Origin of the sequence: Rhizorhabdus wittichii (assembly GCF_017607425.1) — a bacterium.
GTDB lineage: Bacteria > Pseudomonadota > Alphaproteobacteria > Sphingomonadales > Sphingomonadaceae > Rhizorhabdus > Rhizorhabdus wittichii.
Genome location: NZ_CP059319.1, coordinates 1338225 through 1354404 on the forward strand (window position 1 = coordinate 1338225; position 16180 = coordinate 1354404).

The window sequence follows — 16180 nt, forward strand, 5'->3', positions numbered from 1 at the left end:
ATGACCGACGTCCGTTACGGGCATGTCTGGCGCAGCATCGGGCCGTCGCCACGGCCCGCCGCGACGGCCGACGAAGCGCCGGTCGTCATCGCGGGGGCCGGCCCGGTCGGCCTCGCCATGGCGCTCGACCTCGGCCGGCGCGGGCACCGCGTCGTCGTGCTGACCCGGCTCGCCCATATCGCCGGGGGCTCCAAGGCGATCTGCTTCTCGAAGCGCTCGCTCGACATCATGGACCGGCTCGGCGTCGGCCAGCGCATGGTCGACAAGGGCGTGACCTGGAACGTCGGCAAGGTGTTCTGGAAGGACCGGCCCGATCCGGTCTACCAGTTCGACCTGCTGCCGGTGAAGGACCAGCGCCGCCCGGCCTTCATCAACCTCCAGCAATATTATGTGGAGGAATATCTCGTCGACGCGCTCGCCGAGCTGCCCGGCGTCGAGATCCGCTGGGGGCATGAGGTGCGCGGCGTCGCGTCCCATGACGGCGGCGTCTCGATCGAGGTCGGCACGGCCGAGGGCGGCTATGGGATCGAGGCCGGCTGGCTGATCGCCTGCGACGGCAACCGCTCGCCGATCCGCAATATGCTGGGGCTCGACTTCGAGGGCCGCGTCTTCGAGGACAATTTCCTGATCGCCGACATCCGGATCAAGGAGGATCGCCCGGCCGAGCGCTGGTTCTGGTTCGATCCCCCGTTCAATCCGGGCAAGTCGGCGCTGTTCCACCGCCAGCCCGACGACGTCTGGCGGCTCGACTTCCAGCTCGGCTGGAACATCGACCGCGAGACGTGCGTCGAGGACGCGAATGTCGAACGCTACATCCGCGCGATGCTCGGCCCCGACGTGGCGTTCGAGAAGGAATGGTATAGCGTCTACACCTTCCAGTGCCGCCGCATGGCGCGCTTCGTCCATGGCCGGGTGATCTTCGCCGGGGACAGCGCGCATCTGGTGTCGCCGTTCGGCGCGCGCGGTTGCAACGGCGGGTTCGCCGATATCGACAATCTCGGCTGGAAGCTCGACCTGGTGCTGGGCGGAGCGAGCCCCGAGCTGCTCGAAAGCTATAATGACGAGGCGATCGTCACGGCCGATGAAAATATCCTGAACTCAACGCGTTCGACCGACTTCCTGACACCGAAGAGCGAGATCAGCGAGGCATTCCGCGACGCCGTGCTCGGGCTGGCGGCGGAGCACGGTTTCGCCCGGCCGATCGTCAATTCGGGGCGGTTGTCGACCGCGATCAGCTATCCCGACAGCGCGCTCAGCACGCCCGACGAGGACGACTGGACCGGCGGCGTCGCCCCCGGCTCGCCCGCGCTCGACGCCCCGCTCGGCGAGGGCTGGCTGCTCGGCGGGCTCGGCGACCGCTTCGTGCTGCTCCATGCGGGCAGCGCGGATGCCGCGCCCGAGGGGCTCGACGCGGTCGCGATCGACGGCGACATCGCGCTGGCCCGCTACGGGCTGGAGGCGGGCGGCGCCTATCTGATCCGCCCCGACCATTATGTCGCGGCGCGCTGGCGCAGGCCCGACACCGCCAAGATCGCCCGCGCGCTCGCCCGGGCCCAGGGAGGCGACCCGCGATGAGCCTGATCCTCACCCCCAACCTCGCCGATCCCGACGGCATCTACGAAAAGCTGATCGCGCTCCACGAAGGGCGCGACGCGGCCGACAGCCAGCGGGTCAACGCGCGGCTGATCATGACGCTGATCAACCATATCGGCGACCGGGAGACGATCCTGGAGGCGATCGCCGTCGCGGCGGGAGGTAGCGCGAAAGCCTGACCATCTACCGTCACCCCAGCGCAGGCTGGGGTCCATGTCTCTCATCAGCCAGATGGCATCTGAGAAGAAGACAGACATGGATGCCAGCCTTCGCTGGCATGACGGAGGTGGTGTCGATCAACCGACCCGGCGCACCCAGCCATAGGGGTCGGCGACGGTGCCGCGCTGGATGCCGGTCAGCCTGTCGCGCAACCGCGCCGTGGTCTGGCCGGTGCCGCCGGCGCCGATGGTGAACTCGCCGTCATCGCCCTTGACCGTGCCGATCGCGGTGACGACCGCGGCGGTGCCGCAGGCGAAGGTCTCGACCAGCTTGCCCGAGCGGGCGTCGGCCTTCCACTGCTCGTAGGAATAGGGCTCCTCGCGGACCGCGATGCCCTCGTCGCGCGCCAGGCGGATGATCGAGTCGCGGGTGATGCCGGGCAGGATCGTGCCCTGCAGCGGCGGCGTCACCATCGACCCGTCGTCCATCACGAAGAAGACGTTCATGCCGCCCAGCTCCTCGATCCACTTGCGCTCGGCGGCGTCGAGGAAGACGACCTGGTCGCAGCCATGCTCGGTCGCCTGCTTCTGGGCGAGGAGGCTGGCGGCATAGTTGCCGCCGCACTTGGCGCTGCCGGTGCCGCCCGGCGCGGCGCGAGTATAGTCGGTCGAGACCCAGACGGTGACCGAGTCCTTGCCGCCCTTGAAATAGGCGCCGACCGACGAGGCGATCACCATGAACAGATATTCGGACGAGGGCTTGACGCCCAGGAACACCTCGTTCGCGAACATGAACGGGCGCAGGTAGAGGCTGCCGCCGCCGCCCGGCACCCAGTCGCGATCGATGCGGACGAGCTGCTCGACCGCCTCGATGAACAGGTCCTCGGGCACGTCGGGCATCGCCATGCGGCGCGCCGACAGGTTGAAGCGGGCGGCGTTCGCCTCGGGGCGGAACAGCGCGAGGCCGTCGCCCAGGCGATAGGCCTTCATCCCCTCGAAGATCTCCTGCGCATAATGGAGCACCGCCGACGCCGGATCGATCTGCAGCGGCCCGCGCGCCTTCACCTCGGCATCGTGCCAGCCCTTGCCCTCGACATAGCGGACGACGACCATATGGTCGGTGAAGACGCGGCCGAAGCCGGGATTTTCCAGCAGCTTGGCGCGGTCTTCGGCCGGGGTCGGCGCCGCGTTGGGCAGGATGGTGAACTGGGATGTCATCGGCAACTGCTCCTGCGAAACTCTTCCTGCTTGGCGGCCGGCCCGGACTCGGCCGGTCGACCGCCTGTCATGCTAGGCATGGATGGCGTGCCCCATAGCCTTGAGCGCGGCTTCGTGGAAGGCCTCGCCGAGGGTGGGATGCGCATGGATGATGCCTTCGACGTCCTCCAGCACCGCGCCGGTCTCGATCGCCTGGGCGAAGGCCGCCGACAGCTCGGAGACATGGAGCCCCACCGCCTGCACGCCGACGATGCGATGCCCGGCCTCCAGCGCGACGACGCGGACGAAGCCGCCCTCGTCGCCGGCCTCCATCGACAGGGCGCGGCCATTGGCGGCGAAGGGGAAGACGCCGGTGATCGTGCCGGGCGCATCGGGGCCCTGCCCGACGCTGACGATCTCGGGCTCGGTGAAGCAGACCGCCGGGATGGCGCGCGGATCGAAGCGGCGCTTCCGTCCGGCGATGATCTCAGCCACCATCGCGCCCTGTGCCGACGCCTTGTGCGCCAGCATCGGCTCGCCGACCAGGTCGCCGATCGCCCAGACGTTGCGGGTGGCGGTGGCGCAGCGATCGTCGACCGCGACGAAGGAACCGTCCATCGCGACCGCCATCTCCTCCAGCCCCCAGCCCCTGGTCACCGGGCGGCGGCCGACGGTGACGAGGATATTGTCGGCCGGCAGCTCGATCGCCTCGCCGCCCGTCGTCTCGACGAGCAGCCCGTCCCTGCCCTGCCCGGTCGCCCTGGCGGAGAGGTGCAGCGCCACGCCGTGCCTGTCCAGCCAGCGCCGGACCGGCTCGACCAGCTTCGCGTCGTAGAGCGGCAGGATGCGGTCGGCGGCCTCGACGACGGTCACCTCGGCGCCGAGCTTGCGATAGGCGATGCCGAGCTCGAGCCCGATATAGCCCGCGCCGACGATCGCCAGCCGCTTCGGCACCGCCGGCAGCGACAGCGCCTCGGTCGAGGAGATCACCTTGCCGCCGAACGGCAGGAAGGGCAGCTCGATCGGCTCCGATCCGGTCGCGAGGACGACATGCTCGGCCTGGACGGTCACCGCGCCGCCCTCGGCGGTGGCGACATGGCAGGTCCTGGCGTCGGAGAAGCGGCCATGGCCCGCGATCACCCGCACCTTCGCCCGCTTGAGCAGCGCGGCGACGCCGCCGTTGAGCCGATCGACGACGCCGTCCTTCCAGCCGATCGTCGCCGCGAAGTCGAGGCTCGGCGGCGAAGCGAGGCTGATCCCCAGCCGGGGCGCCGTCGCCGCCCCGGCCATCGCCGCATATTGCTCCGCTGCGTGGATCAGCGCCTTGGACGGGATGCAGCCGCGGATCAGGCAGGTGCCGCCGAGCCGCCCTGCCTCCACCAGCACCGTGTCGAGGCCGAGCTGGCCGGCCCGGATCGCCGCGACATAGCCGCCGGGCCCGCCGCCCAGCACCAGCACCCTGGTCTTCACAATCTCGGTTTTCGGCTCGGTCATCGGTCAGTCCATGAAGATGAGGGCGGGATGCTCGAGCAGGCGCTTGAGCTGCTGGACGAACAGCGCGGCGTCGTAGCCATCGACGATCCGGTGGTCGAAGGAGGAGGACAGGTTCATCATCTTGCGCACCGTGACGAAGCTGCCTTGCACCGTCGGCCGCTCGACCAGCTTGTTGGGGCCGATGATCGCGACCTCGGGATGGTTGACGATCGGGGTCGATGTGACGCCGCCGAGCGTGCCGAGCGAGGTGATGGTGATCGTCGCGCCCGACATTTCCTCGCGGGTCGCGCTGCCGTCGCGCGCGGCCTTGCTGAGCCGGGCGATCTCCTCCGCCAGGGCCCGGAGGTCGAGCGCCTCGGCGTGGCGGATGACGGGGACGAGCAGGCCCGCCGGCGTCTGGGTGGCGATGCCGAGGTGGATCGCGTCCGATTGGTGGAGCACGCCCGCGTCGTCGTCATAGCGCGCGTTGACCTGCGGGAAGCGCGGCAGGACGCGGGCCAGCGCGCGGATGAAGAAGGGCAGCAGGGTGAGCTTGGGCTGTCCCTCCTCGCGGTGCGCGTTGAGGTCGGCGCGCAGCGCCTCCAACTCGGTCAGGTCGCATTCCTCGACATAGGTGATGTGGGGAATGCGGCGCTTCGCCTCCTGCATCTTCTCGGCGATCTTGCGGCGCATGCCGACGATGCGGACGTCGCTGCCGCCGGTGCGCGGCGTCAGGCGCCCCGCCCCGCCCGCCGCGAGCGCGCCGCCCGTCTCGACATAGCGGTCGAGGTCCTCGGGGGTGATCCGCCCGCCGGGGCCGGTGCCCGGCACATATTGCAGCGCGATCCCCAGTTCGTGCGCGCGCCGCCGCGTCGCCGGGGCGGCGAGCGGCTCCTGTCCCGGCGTCCGCGTCGCGAAGGCGGGTTGGGCGGACGGCGGCTGCGCGGCCTTGGGAGCGGCAATGACGGGAGGCGCCGGCACCGCTTCGACGACCGGAGCCGCCGCTTCGACGACGACGGCCGGCGCATCGGCGCCGTTGCCCTCGCCTTCGACCTCCAGTTCGACCAGCGTCGATCCGACCGCGCGCAGCTCGCCGATCTCGCCGTGCAGCGCGACGACGGTGCCCGCGACGGGCGAGGTCATGTCGACGGTCGCCTTGTCGGTCATCACGTCGACCAGGCTCTGGTCCTCGGCGATGCTGTCGCCCGGCTTGACGTGCCAGGCGATGATCTCCGCCTCGGCGACGCCCTCGCCGACGTCGGGCATGCGGAACAGGTAGCGCCCCATGGTCAGGCCTCCATCGCGCGGTCGAGGGCGGCCGCGATCCGGGCGGGGCCGACGAAATAATCCCATTCGAAGGCGTGCGGATAGGGCGTGTCCCAGCCCGCGACCCGCTCGATCGGGCTCTTGAGGCGGTAGAAGCAGCGCTCCTGCACCAGCGCCGACAGCTCGCCGCCGAAGCCGCCGAAGCGCGACGCCTCATGGACGATCACGCAGCGGCCCGTGCGCTCGACCGAGGCGACGATCGCGTCGATGTCGAGCGGGACGATCGAGCGGAGGTCGATCAGCTCGGCGTCGATCCCGCTCTCCTCGATCGCGCCCAGCGCGACATGGACCATCGTGCCGTAAGCGATGACGGTGACGTCCTTGCCCTCGCGCACCGTCGCCGCCTTGCCGAGCGGCACGGTGTAATGGCCCTCGGGCACCTCGCCCGCTGCATGGCCGGCCCAGGTCCGGAGCTGCCGGTCGTGGCGGCCGTCGAACGGGCCGTTGTAGAGGCGCTTGGGCTCCAGGAAGATGACCGGATCGTCGCATTCGATCGACGCGATCAGCAGGCCCTTGGCGTCATGGGGGTTGGACGGGATCACCGTCTTCAACCCGGTGATGTGCGCGAACACCGCCTCGGGGCTCTGGCTGTGGGTCTGGCCGCCGAAGATGCCGCCGCCATAGGGCGATCGCACCGTGATCGGCGCGGAGAATTCGCCGCCCGACCGATAGCGGAGCCGCGCCGCCTCCGACACCAGCTGGTCATAGGCAGGCAGGATATAGTCGGCGAACTGGATCTCCGGCACCGGCCGCAGCCCATAGGCGCCCATGCCGATCGCGGTGGCGATGATCCCGCCTTCGGAGATCGGCGCGTCGAAGCAGCGGGTCAGCCCATGTTTCTTCTGGAGCCCGTCGGTGACGCGGAAGACACCGCCGAAATAGCCGACATCCTCCCCGAATATCAATACATTGGGGTCATTACCTAACATCACGTCGAGCGCCGAGTTGAGCGCCTGGATCATGTTCATCTGGGCCATGGGTCAGACTCCCAGCTCACGGCGCTGCTCGATCAGGCGCCAGTCGGGTTCCTTGAACACGCCCTCGAACATCTCGCGGACGCTGGGCTTGGACTGGCCGAGCGTGCCGACCGCCTCGCCCTGCTTGACCGCCGCGCGGATCGTCTCGGTCAGCTCGGCGACCAGCGCGGCATGGCGCTCCTCGTCCCATTCGCCGATCGCGATCAGGTGCTGCTTCAGCCGGTCGACGGGATCGCCGAGCGGCCAGTGCTCGGCCTCGTCGGCGGGGCGGTATTTGGTCGGGTCGTCGCTGGTCGAATGGCCGGCGGCGCGATAGGTGAACAGCTCGATCAGGGTCGCGCCATGGTTGGTGCGCGCCCGTTCCGCCGCCCATGTCGTCGCCGCCCAGACCGCAAGGAAGTCGTTGCCGTCGACGCGCAGGCCGGGCAGGCCATAGGCGATCGCCTTCGCCGCGAAGGTCGTCGCCTCCGCGCCGGCGATGCCCGAGAAGGACGAGATCGCATATTGGTTGTTGGTGACGCACAGGATGACCGGCGCGCGGTAGACCGAGGCGAAGGTCAGCGCCTCGTGGAAGTCGCCCTCGGCGGTCGTGCCCTCGCCGATATAGCCGATCGCGATGCCGTCGTCGCCCTTGTAGGCCGACGCCATCGCCCAGCCGACGGCATGGCCGAAGCGGCTGCCGACATTGCCCGATAGCGAGTAGAAGCCGTAATCGCGCGCCGAATAGAGGATCGGCAGCTGCTTGCCCTTGAGCGGGTCCTCCGCGTTCGAGAAGATCTCGTTGACGAGGTGGATCAGCGGATAGTCGCGCGCCATCAGCCAGCCCAGCATCCGGTAGGTCGGGAAGGACATGTCGCGCTCGCCCAGCGCCAGCGACTGGGCGACGCCGATCGCCTCCTCGCCCAGCGACTTCATGTAGAAGCTGGTCTTGCCCTGGCGGTGGAGGCGGAACATCCGGTCGTCGAACAGCCGGGTCGCCAGCATCGCGCGCAGCCCGCGCCGCAGCATGTCGGGCGACAGCTTCGGGTCCCAGGGGCCCACCGCCCGCCCTTCGCCGTCGAGCACGCGGACCAGGTCATAGGGCAGGTCGCGCATCTCCGCCTCGGGCGCGGCGCTGTCGGGACGGCGCACCGCTCCGGCCTCCGAGAGGCGCAGATGATCGAAGGAGGGCGCGTCGCCGGGCCGCGCGGGCGGGACCGGGATGTGGAGCCGCAGGCTCGGCAGGTTGGACATGGGCGCGGACTCTCCTCGCGGTCGTTATGCGTGGAGATTGGCAGAAGGCGCCGAGAAAATCCTTGCGAAGATGGCTCAGGATTCGATAATTTAGAGGATGATCCTTGTATGAAAATTACTTTATTAGGACGTTTATCCTAATCTGGAGAAAGTGCCGATGGACGAGATGGACGGCCGGATCCTCCGCACGATCCAGAAGCATCCCGACCTCGCGGTGGCGGAACTGGCCGAGCGCGTCGGGCTGTCGCACACGCCCTGCTGGCGGCGGCTAAAGCGCCTCCAGGCGAGCGGCGTGATCGAGCGCAACGCGGTGATCCTCAACCCCAAGCGGCTCGGCCTGGAGGCGGTGGTGTTCGCCAGCATCCGGCTGAAGCAGCATGACGAGGAGACGCTGGACGCGTTCGAAACCGCGATCCGCAACCTCCCGCAGATCGTCGAATGCTTCTCGATGAGCGGCGACAGCGACTATCAGCTCCGCATCGTCGTCGCGAACATCGAGGCCTATCACGACTTCCTGAAGAAGATCGTGCTCCACCTGCCCGGCGTCGCCTCGGTCAACTCGCACTTCGCGCTCAACACGGTGAAGCTGACCACCGACCTGCCGATCTGACCGCTCCGCTCAGCCGATCCGACCGCTCCGCCAGCCGATCCGACCGCTTCGCTCAGGGCGCCGAGCGATATTCGGTCGCCTCCGCCAGCAGGATGAGGAAATTGTCCTCGGCATCGCTCCATTGCGCGCACGGGCTCCAGCCGCTCGCCTGCAACATCAGCCGCGCCTGGTCGGGGGTATATTTGTGGCTGTTCTCGGTGTGGATCGTCTCGCCACGGCGCATCGTCGCCGGGCGGCCGGAAACCTCGAAGGCGACGTCCTCGATCGCCTCCAGATGCATCTCGATCCGGTTCCAGTCGGCGTTCCAACGCGCGACGTGGCGGAAGCGGTCGACCGGAATGGTGCCGTCCAGCTCGCGGTTGATCCGTATCAGCAGGTTGAGGTTGAAGCGCGCCGTCACCCCTTCGGCATCGTCATAGGCGGCGATGAGGCGGCCGATATCCTTGATCCGGTCGACGCCGATCAGCAGGTGCGACCGATCGCCGAGCGTCGCCCGCATCGACCGCAGCAGGTCGATCGCGGTGCGCGGCACCATGTTGCCGATCGTCGATCCGGGGAAGAAGCCGAGCATGGCGCGATCGCGGACCGACGCCGGCAGGGTCACCGGCTTCATGAAGTCGGCCTCGATCGGAATCACCGGCAGATCGGGGAATTTCGCGGCCAGCTCGACGCTCGACTGGCGCAGGAAGTCGCCGGAGATGTCGATCGGCACATAGGCGGCGGCGTCCATCCGCGCGAGCAGCAGCGGCGTCTTGACCGAGCTGCCCGATCCGAATTCGACCACCGCCCTCCCCGGCCCGACCAGCGCCGCCGCCTCGGCGGCGTGCGCCTTCAGCAGGGCGGTCTCGGTGCGGGTCGGATAATATTCGGGCAGGGTCGTGATCCGCTCGAACAGTTCCGATCCGGCGCGGTCGTAGAACCAGCGCGCCGGAACCGCCTTCTGCCGCTGGGCGAGCCCGTTGAGCACGTCGGCGCGGAAGGCGGGATCGACGCCCTCGCCGTCCCGGTCGACCAGCTTGATGTCGGCATGGACGCCCATGTCACAGATCCTTTGCCAGGCGCAGGCCGGTGAACTGCCAGCGCTGCTGCGGGTAGAAGAAGTTGCGGTAGGAGGCGCGGGCATGGCCGCGCGGCGTGGCGCAGCTTCCGCCCTTGAGGACGAACTGCCCGCTCATGAACTTGCCGTTATATTCGCCGACCGCGCCCGGCGCCACGCGGAAGCGCGGATAGGGGCGATAGGCGGAGCCCGTCCATTGCCAGACATTGCCGAACAGCGGCGATCCCTCCCCCGGCGCTTCGGCCTGGGGCGCGACCGGACCGGCCTCGTCGAGCTGGACGCCGCCCGAAGGGTCCTGCGACCGGGCGACGGCCTCCCATTCCTGCTCGGTCGGCAGCCGCGCGCCGGCCCAGCCCGCGAAGGCGTCCGCCTCGTAGAAGCTGATGTGCGCGACCGGCGCGGCGAGGTCGAGCGGCTGCCAGCCGGACAGCGAGAATTGCTCCCAGCCGTCGCCGGCGCGGCGCCAGTGCAGCGGGCTGGCTATGCCTTCCTGCCGCACCCAGGCCCAGCCGTCCGACAACCAGAGGCCGGCGGTCGCATAGCCGCCATCGGCGATGAAGCGCAGCCAGTCGCCATTGGTGACGAGCCGGTCGGCCAGCGCGAAGGGGGTCAGGTGGACCTTGTGGACGGGCCGCTCATTGTCGAAGGCGAAGTCCCCGCCCCGGTCGCCGATCTCGACCAGCCCCGCCGGTCCTTCCCGCCAGCCGACCGGCGGAGCTTCATCCGCACAGGCGCGCAAGGCGGGCCCGGCCGGCCAGACGGCGGGGCCGAGCGGGTTGCAGGACAGGAGATGCTTGAGGTCGGTGAGCAGCAGTTCCTGATGCTGCTGCTCATGGTTGAGGCCGAGCTCGATCAGCTCGCCGCAGCGCTCCGCCAGCATCGGCATCGCATCGAGCATCGCCGCGTCGACGGCGGCGCGATAGGCGAGCACCTCGTCGAGCGACGGCCGGGTGAGCAGCCCGCGCTGCGGGCGGGCGTGGCGCGGCCCCTCCGCCTCATAATAGCTGTTGAACAGATAGGGCCAGCGATCGTCGAACAGGCGATAGCCGGGCAGATGGTCGCGCAGCACGAAACTCTCGAAGAACCAGCTGACATGCGCCAGATGCCATTTGGCCGGCGACGCGTCGGGCATCGACTGCGCGGTCGCGTCGGCGTCCGACAAGGGCGCGGCGAGCGCCTCGCTCAGGGCCCGAATCCGCGCATAGCGTTGCGCCAGCGCTTCCGGGGACGGTCCGGCCGGTCGCCGGATCGGGTCGGTGATGGTGGCCAAGCCGGAACCCCTCCCTCTTCGAGCGGATCGCGGGAAAGGCCGGTTCGCTCAAGAATCCCTGATAGAACTCATGAGGGACGATTAAGTTACGGGCCCCTCGTCCTTTTCGTGTCGAGCAGCCAGCGCGCGGCCTGCGCGGGGCTGCGCTTGGCGGCGTCGCGGTCGACCATCCCGTTCGCCGTCCGCATCCGGCCGATATCGATCGCGCCGACCAGCGGGCGTGGCACCGCTACCAGCCCGGGGTCGGCGGCGGCTCGGCGCGAGAGCAGCAGCACCGCGTCATAGTGCGGCAGCGCGGCGCGCGGATCGGCGATCGTCACCAGGTCCATCGCCGCGATCCGCCCGTCCGACGAGAAGGCCGAGATCACGTCGGCCGATCCGTCCGCCAGCGCCCGGTACATGAAGGTCGGGCTGTAGGAGCGCTGGTCGGCGAAGGTGGGATGGTAGCGCGCCTGCACCGCCCGCCATTCGGGACGGCTGAGGAATTCGAGGTCGCTCGCCAGCCGCAGCCGGGGCGCCGCGCGGGCGAGGTCGTCGAGCGTGGCGATGCCGAGCGCCCGCGCCCGATCGCGCTTCATCGCAAATGTATAGGCATTTTCGAAACCGAGCGCGCCGAGCAGCCGGACGCCGTCGCGCGCCGCCAGATCGCGCTCCAGCCGGCGCAGCATGACGTCGGCCGGCGGCGTGTCGGTGCGGCCGAGGACGTTGCTCCAGAGCGTGCCCGAATAGTCGACATAGACGGCGATGTCCCCGGCGGCGAGCGCGCGATAGGCGATCGCCGAACCGAGATTGTCGCGCCGCGCGGTGCGATAGCCCGCCGCCCGGAGCCGCTGCTCGATCGCCTCGGCGAGGATATATTGCTCGGAGAAATTCTTGGCGCCGATGACGACGACATCGCCGGTCCGCGCGGCGTCGCCCCTCGGCAGCGGCGCGAAGGCCGCCGCGACGGCAAGCAGGAGCACGGCGAGGCCGGCGATCAGGCGCGGGCGCGAGCGGGCCTCGAGGCCGCTCTCGACGAGCGCGAGGACGGCGTCGACCAGCAGCGCCAGCGCCGCCGCCGCGAAGCAGCCGATCAGCACCCGCTGCCAGTCCTCGGTCTGCAACCCCGAGAAGATCAGGTCGCCGAGGCTCGGCTGGCCGATCGTCGTCGCCAGCGTCGCCGTGCCGATCGTCCAGACCGCGGCGGTGCGGATGCCGGCGAGGATCACCGGCGCGCCGAGCGGAAGTTCGACCAGCCACAATTTCTGCCGGCGGGTCATGCCGACGCCATCGGCCGCTTCCTTCAGGGCCGGATCGATGCCGTCGATCGCCGCCACCCCGTTGCGCAGGATCGGCAACAGCGCATAGACGCACAGCGCCAGCAGCGCGGGCAGGAAGCCGAGCGCCGGGATCGCCAGCCCGCTCGCCCGCCCGAGCACCAGCAGCAGCGGATAGAAGAGCGCGAGCAGCGCCAGGCCGGGTATGGTCTGCATCAGCCCGACGACGGCGAGCAGCGGCCCCCTGACCCGCCGGCCATGCGCCGCGACGATCGCGAGCGGAACGCCCGCCGCGACGGCGAGGATGACGGCGCAGCCGCTGAGCAGCAGATGCGCCTGGGCGAGCCCCGCCAGCTCGCCCCAGCCGGTGCTGCCGCCGATCACCGGCCGGCCGCCATCGCGTCGAGACGGGCGGCGGACCGGCGCGCCACGGCGATCATCGCTTCGATGCGGGAATCGCCGGCGCCGTGGATCAGCGCGCGCGGCGGCTGGTCGGCCAATATCCGCCCCTCCCCGATCACGATCACCCGGTCAGCGAGCAGCAGCGCCTCGGCCATGTCGTGGGTGACGATCAGGCTGGTGAGCCCCATCGCCCCGTGCAGCGCCCGATAGGCCGCGCCCAGCTCGTCGCGCGTCACCGGATCGAGCGCACCGAACGGCTCGTCCATCAGCATGATCGCCGGCCGGGCGGCGAGCGCGCGGGCGAAGCCGACCCGCTGCGCCTGCCCGCCGGACAGCTGCGCGGGGCGCCGTTCCGCGAAATCGGCGGGGAGCGCCACCAGGTCGAGCAGCTCGGCGACCCGCGCCGCCCGCTCTTCGCGCGGCATGCCCTGCAAGCGCGGCACCAAAGCGACGTTCTCGGCGACGCTCATATGCGGGAACAGGCCGATCCCCTGGAAGACATAGCCGATCCGGCGGCGCAGTTCGGCGACCGGCTGCGCGGCGACGTCGCGCCCCTCGATCGCGATCGTGCCCGTGTCGATCTCGACCAGCCGGTTGATCGCCTTGAGCAGCGTCGTCTTGCCCGCGCCCGACGCACCGACCAGCGCGACGAAGCTGCCGCGCTCGATCGTCAGCGAGACGTCGTCGAGGACGTGGCGCCCGGCATAATGCTTGCCGACATGGTCGAAGCTGATCATCGCCCTCCGACCGCCTTCCATTCCCACCATAGCAGCAACCGGAGCCGGAGCATCAGGTTCCCGATATCCTCGCACGGGTCCGCGCATTCAGGCTCCAGCAAGACCGCTTGCCTCATGATGCTCGGGAAACCACGAAGGAGAGAGAGGCGATCCGGTGACGGCGCGTCGAGGCAAGGTCCATATCCGTCCCATCCCGCTGGCGCTGCTCGCCGCCGTCCTGCTCACGACCGGCTGCCAGCGCACCGAGACGCTCGGCCGCGAAGCACAGGCGCCCGCACCTGCCCGAATAGCCGCCCTCGCTCCGTCCGCGCCCGCCGTCCGCCAGGAACCGGTGGTGGTGACGCTCGCGCCGCCGGTGCCCAGCGCCGCGCTCGCGCTCGACGCCGCGATCGACCGGCTCGGCCGCCGCTTCCCCGGCGATGTCGGCCTCGCCGTGCGCGACGTCCAGACCGGATGGACCTCGCATCATCGCGGGCTCGACTATTTCCCGCAGCAGAGCGTCTCCAAATTATGGGTGTCGCTGACCGCGCTCGATGAGGTCGATAGCGGCCGGCTCGATCTGTCGCGGGCGCTGACGGTGACGGCGAAGGACCTCACCCTGTTCCACCAGCCGATCCGCGCGCTGGCGCTGCGCCCCGGCGGCTTCCAGACGACCGGCGACGACCTGATGGTCCGGGCGCTGACCCAGAGCGACAACAGCGCCAACGACCGGCTGCTGCATCAGGTCGGCGGCCCCGACGCGGTGCGCGCGACGCTGCGCGGCAAGGCGATAGCGGGGATACGCTTCGGCCCGGGCGAGCCCCGGCTCCAGGCGACCATCGCCGGGCTCGACTGGCAGCCCGACTGGGCCGGCGGGACCGGCTTCTATACCGCACGCGACGCATTGCCCGCCAGGACCCGCCGGGCCGCGTTCGACGAGTATCTCGCCGATCCGATCGACGGGGCGACGCCGATCGCGATGGTCGACACGCTCGCCCGGCTGCGGCGCGGCGACCTGCTGTCGCCCGCATCGACCGCGAAGATGACCGCGATCATGGAGGAGACGCGCACCGGCGCGCTGCGCCTCAAGGCGGGGCTGAAGCCCGGCTGGCGGCTCGCGCACAAGACCGGCACCGGTCAGGTCTATCAGGGCGAGCAGGCCGGCTATAACGACGTCGGCATCCTGACCTCGCCCGAGGGCCGCAGCTATGCGGTGGCGGTGATGATCGGCCGCACCGGCCGTCCGCTGGCGGAGCGCATGAAGCTGATGCAGTCGGTCGTCGCGGCGACGATCGCCTATGACGCGGCCCTCGCCGCCCAGCGCGCCGCCGCGCCCCATGACCCGAATGGCTCAGATCCGGCGCCCGACGGCGGCCCAGTAACGGTCGCGCAGGACGCGCTTCAACACCTTGCCGTTCGGGCTGCGCGGTAGCGCGTCGACGAAATCGACGCGCTTCGGGCATTTGACGCTCCCCAGGCGCTGCCGGCACAGGCCCAGAACCGCGTCCGCCGAGATATCCTGCCCCTCGATCGTCTCGACGACGGCGGTGACGAGTTCGCCCCATTCCTCGTCGGGCACGCCGATGACCGCGCAATCGGCGACCGCCGGATGCGACCAGATGACCTGCTCGATCTCTTGCGGGTAGATGTTGAGGCCGCCCGATATGATCATGTCCTTCTTGCGATCGCAGACGTGCAGGCGGCCCTCGCCGTCGAGGAAGCCGATGTCGCCGGTGTGCAGCCATCCGTCGACGATCGCCGCGGCGGTCAGCTCGGGCTGGCGGTAATAGCCGGGGGTGACGAGATCGCCCCGCACGCACACCTCCCCCATCTCGCCCGCCGGGACCTCGCGGTCGTCGGCGTCGAGGATGCGCAGCTCGATCAGCGCGGTCGGCCGTCCGCAACTGGACAGGACCCGATCGGAGGCGGGCTCGCCGTCGCCGTCCACATGCTCCTCGGGCGCCAGGAAGGTGCAGAGCGCGGGGGCCTCGGACTGGCCGTAGAACTGCGTCAGGCACGGCCCGAACAGCCGGATCGCGCGCTTCAGCTTCTCGACCGACATCGGCGCCGAGCCATAGCCGAAATAGCGGACCGACCGCAGGTTCCGGTCGCCGACGCCGGGATGGTCGAGCATCCGGTAGATCAGCGTCGGCGGCAGGAAGAACTCGGTCACCTGATGGGTCTCGATCGTGTCGAGCATCGTATCGATATCGGGCGCGGGCAGGATCGCGACGGCGCCGCCCCGTGCGATCGCCGGAACGGCGAGCGGCCCGGCCGCATGGGTCAGCGGCGCCGCGACCATCGCCACCGGACGCTCGCCGGCGCGATAGACGAAGCTGAACAGATAGGTGGCGACCATCGCGGCGAGATTGCGCTCGGTGAGCATGACGCCCTTCGGCCGGCCGGTGGTGCCCCCGGTCGGCATGATGATCGCCAGCGCGTCATTGTCGAGCGGAAGATCGGTCCAGTCGTCGGGCACGCCCGACAGCCATTCGTCGAGCGACGGGATGTCGTCGATCCGCCGGTCGAGGCAGACATAGGCGGCGATGCGGGGCAGTTGCGGGCGGATCGCCCGGACCATGTCGGCGAAGCGGCTGTGGAAGACGAGCAGGTCGCATTCGAACATGTCCAGCGTGTAGCGGGCGTCGTCCTCGCCGTTCTTCGGGTTCATCGGAATCCAGCTCATGCCGGCGCGATGGAGGCCGAAGGCGCATTGGAAGGCGACGGCGTCGTTCAGCGACAGCACGGCGCCGCGGCTACCGGGCGCGAAGCCCGCATCCCGCGCGCGCCGGGCGAAACGACGGGTGAACGCCTGCACCTCGGCATAGCGCCAGCGGCGATCGCCTTGCAGCAGGACCGTTCCCTCCGGATCGATCCGCGCGCCCTGGTCGAGGAAGCGGGCGAAGAACATG

14 protein-coding genes are annotated in these 16180 nt (G+C 69.8%); 4 read left to right on the plus strand and 10 right to left on the minus strand.

The features are described 5' to 3' along the window. Both HRJ34_RS06450 and HRJ34_RS06455 read left to right on the plus strand, forming a co-directional pair. Complete coding sequence (locus HRJ34_RS06450) at positions 1-1575, plus strand: FAD-dependent oxidoreductase (RefSeq protein WP_208633635.1); 1575 nt, start codon at positions 1-3, stop codon at positions 1573-1575. Beyond that, the gene (locus HRJ34_RS06455) at positions 1572-1772 is read left to right on the plus strand and encodes a DUF2783 domain-containing protein (protein ID WP_208633636.1); all 201 of its coding nucleotides are present in this window, start codon (positions 1572-1574) and stop codon (positions 1770-1772) included. The genes HRJ34_RS06450 and HRJ34_RS06455 overlap by 4 nt, the downstream gene beginning before the upstream one ends. 117 nt (positions 1773-1889) lie before the next feature. Here HRJ34_RS06455 and HRJ34_RS06460 read toward each other — a convergent pair whose 3' ends face one another. The 5 genes from HRJ34_RS06460 to HRJ34_RS06480 form a co-directional block, all read right to left on the minus strand. Then, positions 1890-2969 (minus strand): branched-chain amino acid aminotransferase, encoded by a 1080-nt coding sequence (locus HRJ34_RS06460; RefSeq protein WP_208633637.1) that lies wholly within the window; start codon positions 2967-2969, stop codon positions 1890-1892. Between the two features lie 72 nt (positions 2970-3041). Beyond that, entirely contained in the window at positions 3042-4442 is a 1401-nt protein-coding gene (gene lpdA, locus HRJ34_RS06465; protein WP_208633638.1) for a dihydrolipoyl dehydrogenase, read from the minus strand. A gap of 3 nt (positions 4443-4445) precedes the next feature. Then, entirely contained in the window at positions 4446-5708 is a 1263-nt protein-coding gene (locus HRJ34_RS06470) for a dihydrolipoamide acetyltransferase family protein (protein ID WP_208633639.1), read from the minus strand. Positions 5709-5710: 2 nt separating this feature from the next. Continuing rightward, positions 5711-6724: an alpha-ketoacid dehydrogenase subunit beta gene (locus tag HRJ34_RS06475; protein WP_208633640.1), complete on the minus strand. Its 1014-nt coding sequence runs from the start codon at positions 6722-6724 to the stop codon at positions 5711-5713. Positions 6725-6727: 3 nt separating this feature from the next. Further along, positions 6728-7957, minus strand: coding sequence for a 3-methyl-2-oxobutanoate dehydrogenase (2-methylpropanoyl-transferring) subunit alpha (locus HRJ34_RS06480; protein WP_011951629.1), 1230 nt, complete (start codon positions 7955-7957; stop codon positions 6728-6730). 157 nt (positions 7958-8114) lie between these two features. Here HRJ34_RS06480 and HRJ34_RS06485 point away from each other — a divergent pair, with 157 nt between their 5' ends. Continuing rightward, entirely contained in the window at positions 8115-8567 is a 453-nt protein-coding gene (locus tag HRJ34_RS06485; protein ID WP_011951630.1) for an Lrp/AsnC family transcriptional regulator, read from the plus strand. Positions 8568-8619: 52 nt separating this feature from the next. Here HRJ34_RS06485 and egtD read toward each other — a convergent pair whose 3' ends face one another. The 4 genes from egtD to HRJ34_RS06505 all read right to left on the minus strand — a co-directional run bounded on the left by egtD (position 8620) and on the right by HRJ34_RS06505 (position 13289). Next, the gene (gene egtD / locus HRJ34_RS06490) at positions 8620-9606 is read right to left on the minus strand and encodes an L-histidine N(alpha)-methyltransferase (RefSeq protein WP_208633641.1); all 987 of its coding nucleotides are present in this window, start codon (positions 9604-9606) and stop codon (positions 8620-8622) included. 1 nt (position 9607) lies between these two features. Beyond that, complete coding sequence (gene egtB, locus HRJ34_RS06495) at positions 9608-10894, minus strand: ergothioneine biosynthesis protein EgtB (RefSeq protein WP_208633642.1); 1287 nt, start codon at positions 10892-10894, stop codon at positions 9608-9610. A gap of 86 nt (positions 10895-10980) precedes the next feature. Next, entirely contained in the window at positions 10981-12534 is a 1554-nt protein-coding gene (locus HRJ34_RS06500; protein WP_208633643.1) for an ABC transporter permease/substrate-binding protein, read from the minus strand. Further along, the gene (locus tag HRJ34_RS06505) at positions 12531-13289 is read right to left on the minus strand and encodes an ATP-binding cassette domain-containing protein (RefSeq protein ID WP_208633644.1); all 759 of its coding nucleotides are present in this window, start codon (positions 13287-13289) and stop codon (positions 12531-12533) included. Before HRJ34_RS06505 ends, HRJ34_RS06500 begins: the two co-directional genes overlap by 4 nt. Positions 13290-13443: 154 nt before the next feature. On the opposite strand from HRJ34_RS06505, the gene HRJ34_RS06510 reads away from it, so the two are divergent. Further along, a complete protein-coding gene (locus HRJ34_RS06510; RefSeq protein ID WP_208633645.1) occupies positions 13444-14700 on the plus strand; it encodes a serine hydrolase in 1257 nt (418 codons plus the stop codon). On the opposite strand, the gene HRJ34_RS06515 is transcribed toward HRJ34_RS06510, so the two are convergent. Continuing rightward, positions 14620-16179: an AMP-binding protein gene (locus tag HRJ34_RS06515; protein ID WP_208633646.1), complete on the minus strand. Its 1560-nt coding sequence runs from the start codon at positions 16177-16179 to the stop codon at positions 14620-14622. The genes HRJ34_RS06510 and HRJ34_RS06515 overlap by 81 nt on opposite strands. Between the last annotated feature and the right edge of the window lies 1 nt (position 16180).

Excerpts from the sequence above, each read along its gene's own strand:
- HRJ34_RS06470 (WP_208633639.1), bottom strand. The coding sequence starts at position 5,708 with ATGGGGCGCTACCTGTTCCGCATGCCCGACGTCGGCGAGGGCGTCGCC.
- HRJ34_RS06450 (WP_208633635.1), top strand. The coding sequence starts at position 1 with ATGACCGACGTCCGTTACGGGCATGTCTGGCGCAGCATCGGGCCGTCG.
- HRJ34_RS06475 (WP_208633640.1), bottom strand. The coding sequence starts at position 6,724 with ATGGCCCAGATGAACATGATCCAGGCGCTCAACTCGGCGCTCGACGTG.
- lpdA (WP_208633638.1), bottom strand. The coding sequence starts at position 4,442 with ATGACCGAGCCGAAAACCGAGATTGTGAAGACCAGGGTGCTGGTGCTG.
- HRJ34_RS06455 (WP_208633636.1), top strand. The coding sequence starts at position 1,572 with ATGAGCCTGATCCTCACCCCCAACCTCGCCGATCCCGACGGCATCTAC.
- HRJ34_RS06460 (WP_208633637.1), bottom strand. The coding sequence starts at position 2,969 with ATGACATCCCAGTTCACCATCCTGCCCAACGCGGCGCCGACCCCGGCC.
- egtD (WP_208633641.1), bottom strand. The coding sequence starts at position 9,606 with ATGGGCGTCCATGCCGACATCAAGCTGGTCGACCGGGACGGCGAGGGC.
- HRJ34_RS06485 (WP_011951630.1), top strand. The coding sequence starts at position 8,115 with ATGGACGAGATGGACGGCCGGATCCTCCGCACGATCCAGAAGCATCCC.
- HRJ34_RS06505 (WP_208633644.1), bottom strand. The coding sequence starts at position 13,289 with ATGATCAGCTTCGACCATGTCGGCAAGCATTATGCCGGGCGCCACGTC.
- HRJ34_RS06480 (WP_011951629.1), bottom strand. The coding sequence starts at position 7,957 with ATGTCCAACCTGCCGAGCCTGCGGCTCCACATCCCGGTCCCGCCCGCG.
- HRJ34_RS06515 (WP_208633646.1), bottom strand. The coding sequence starts at position 16,179 with ATGTTCTTCGCCCGCTTCCTCGACCAGGGCGCGCGGATCGATCCGGAG.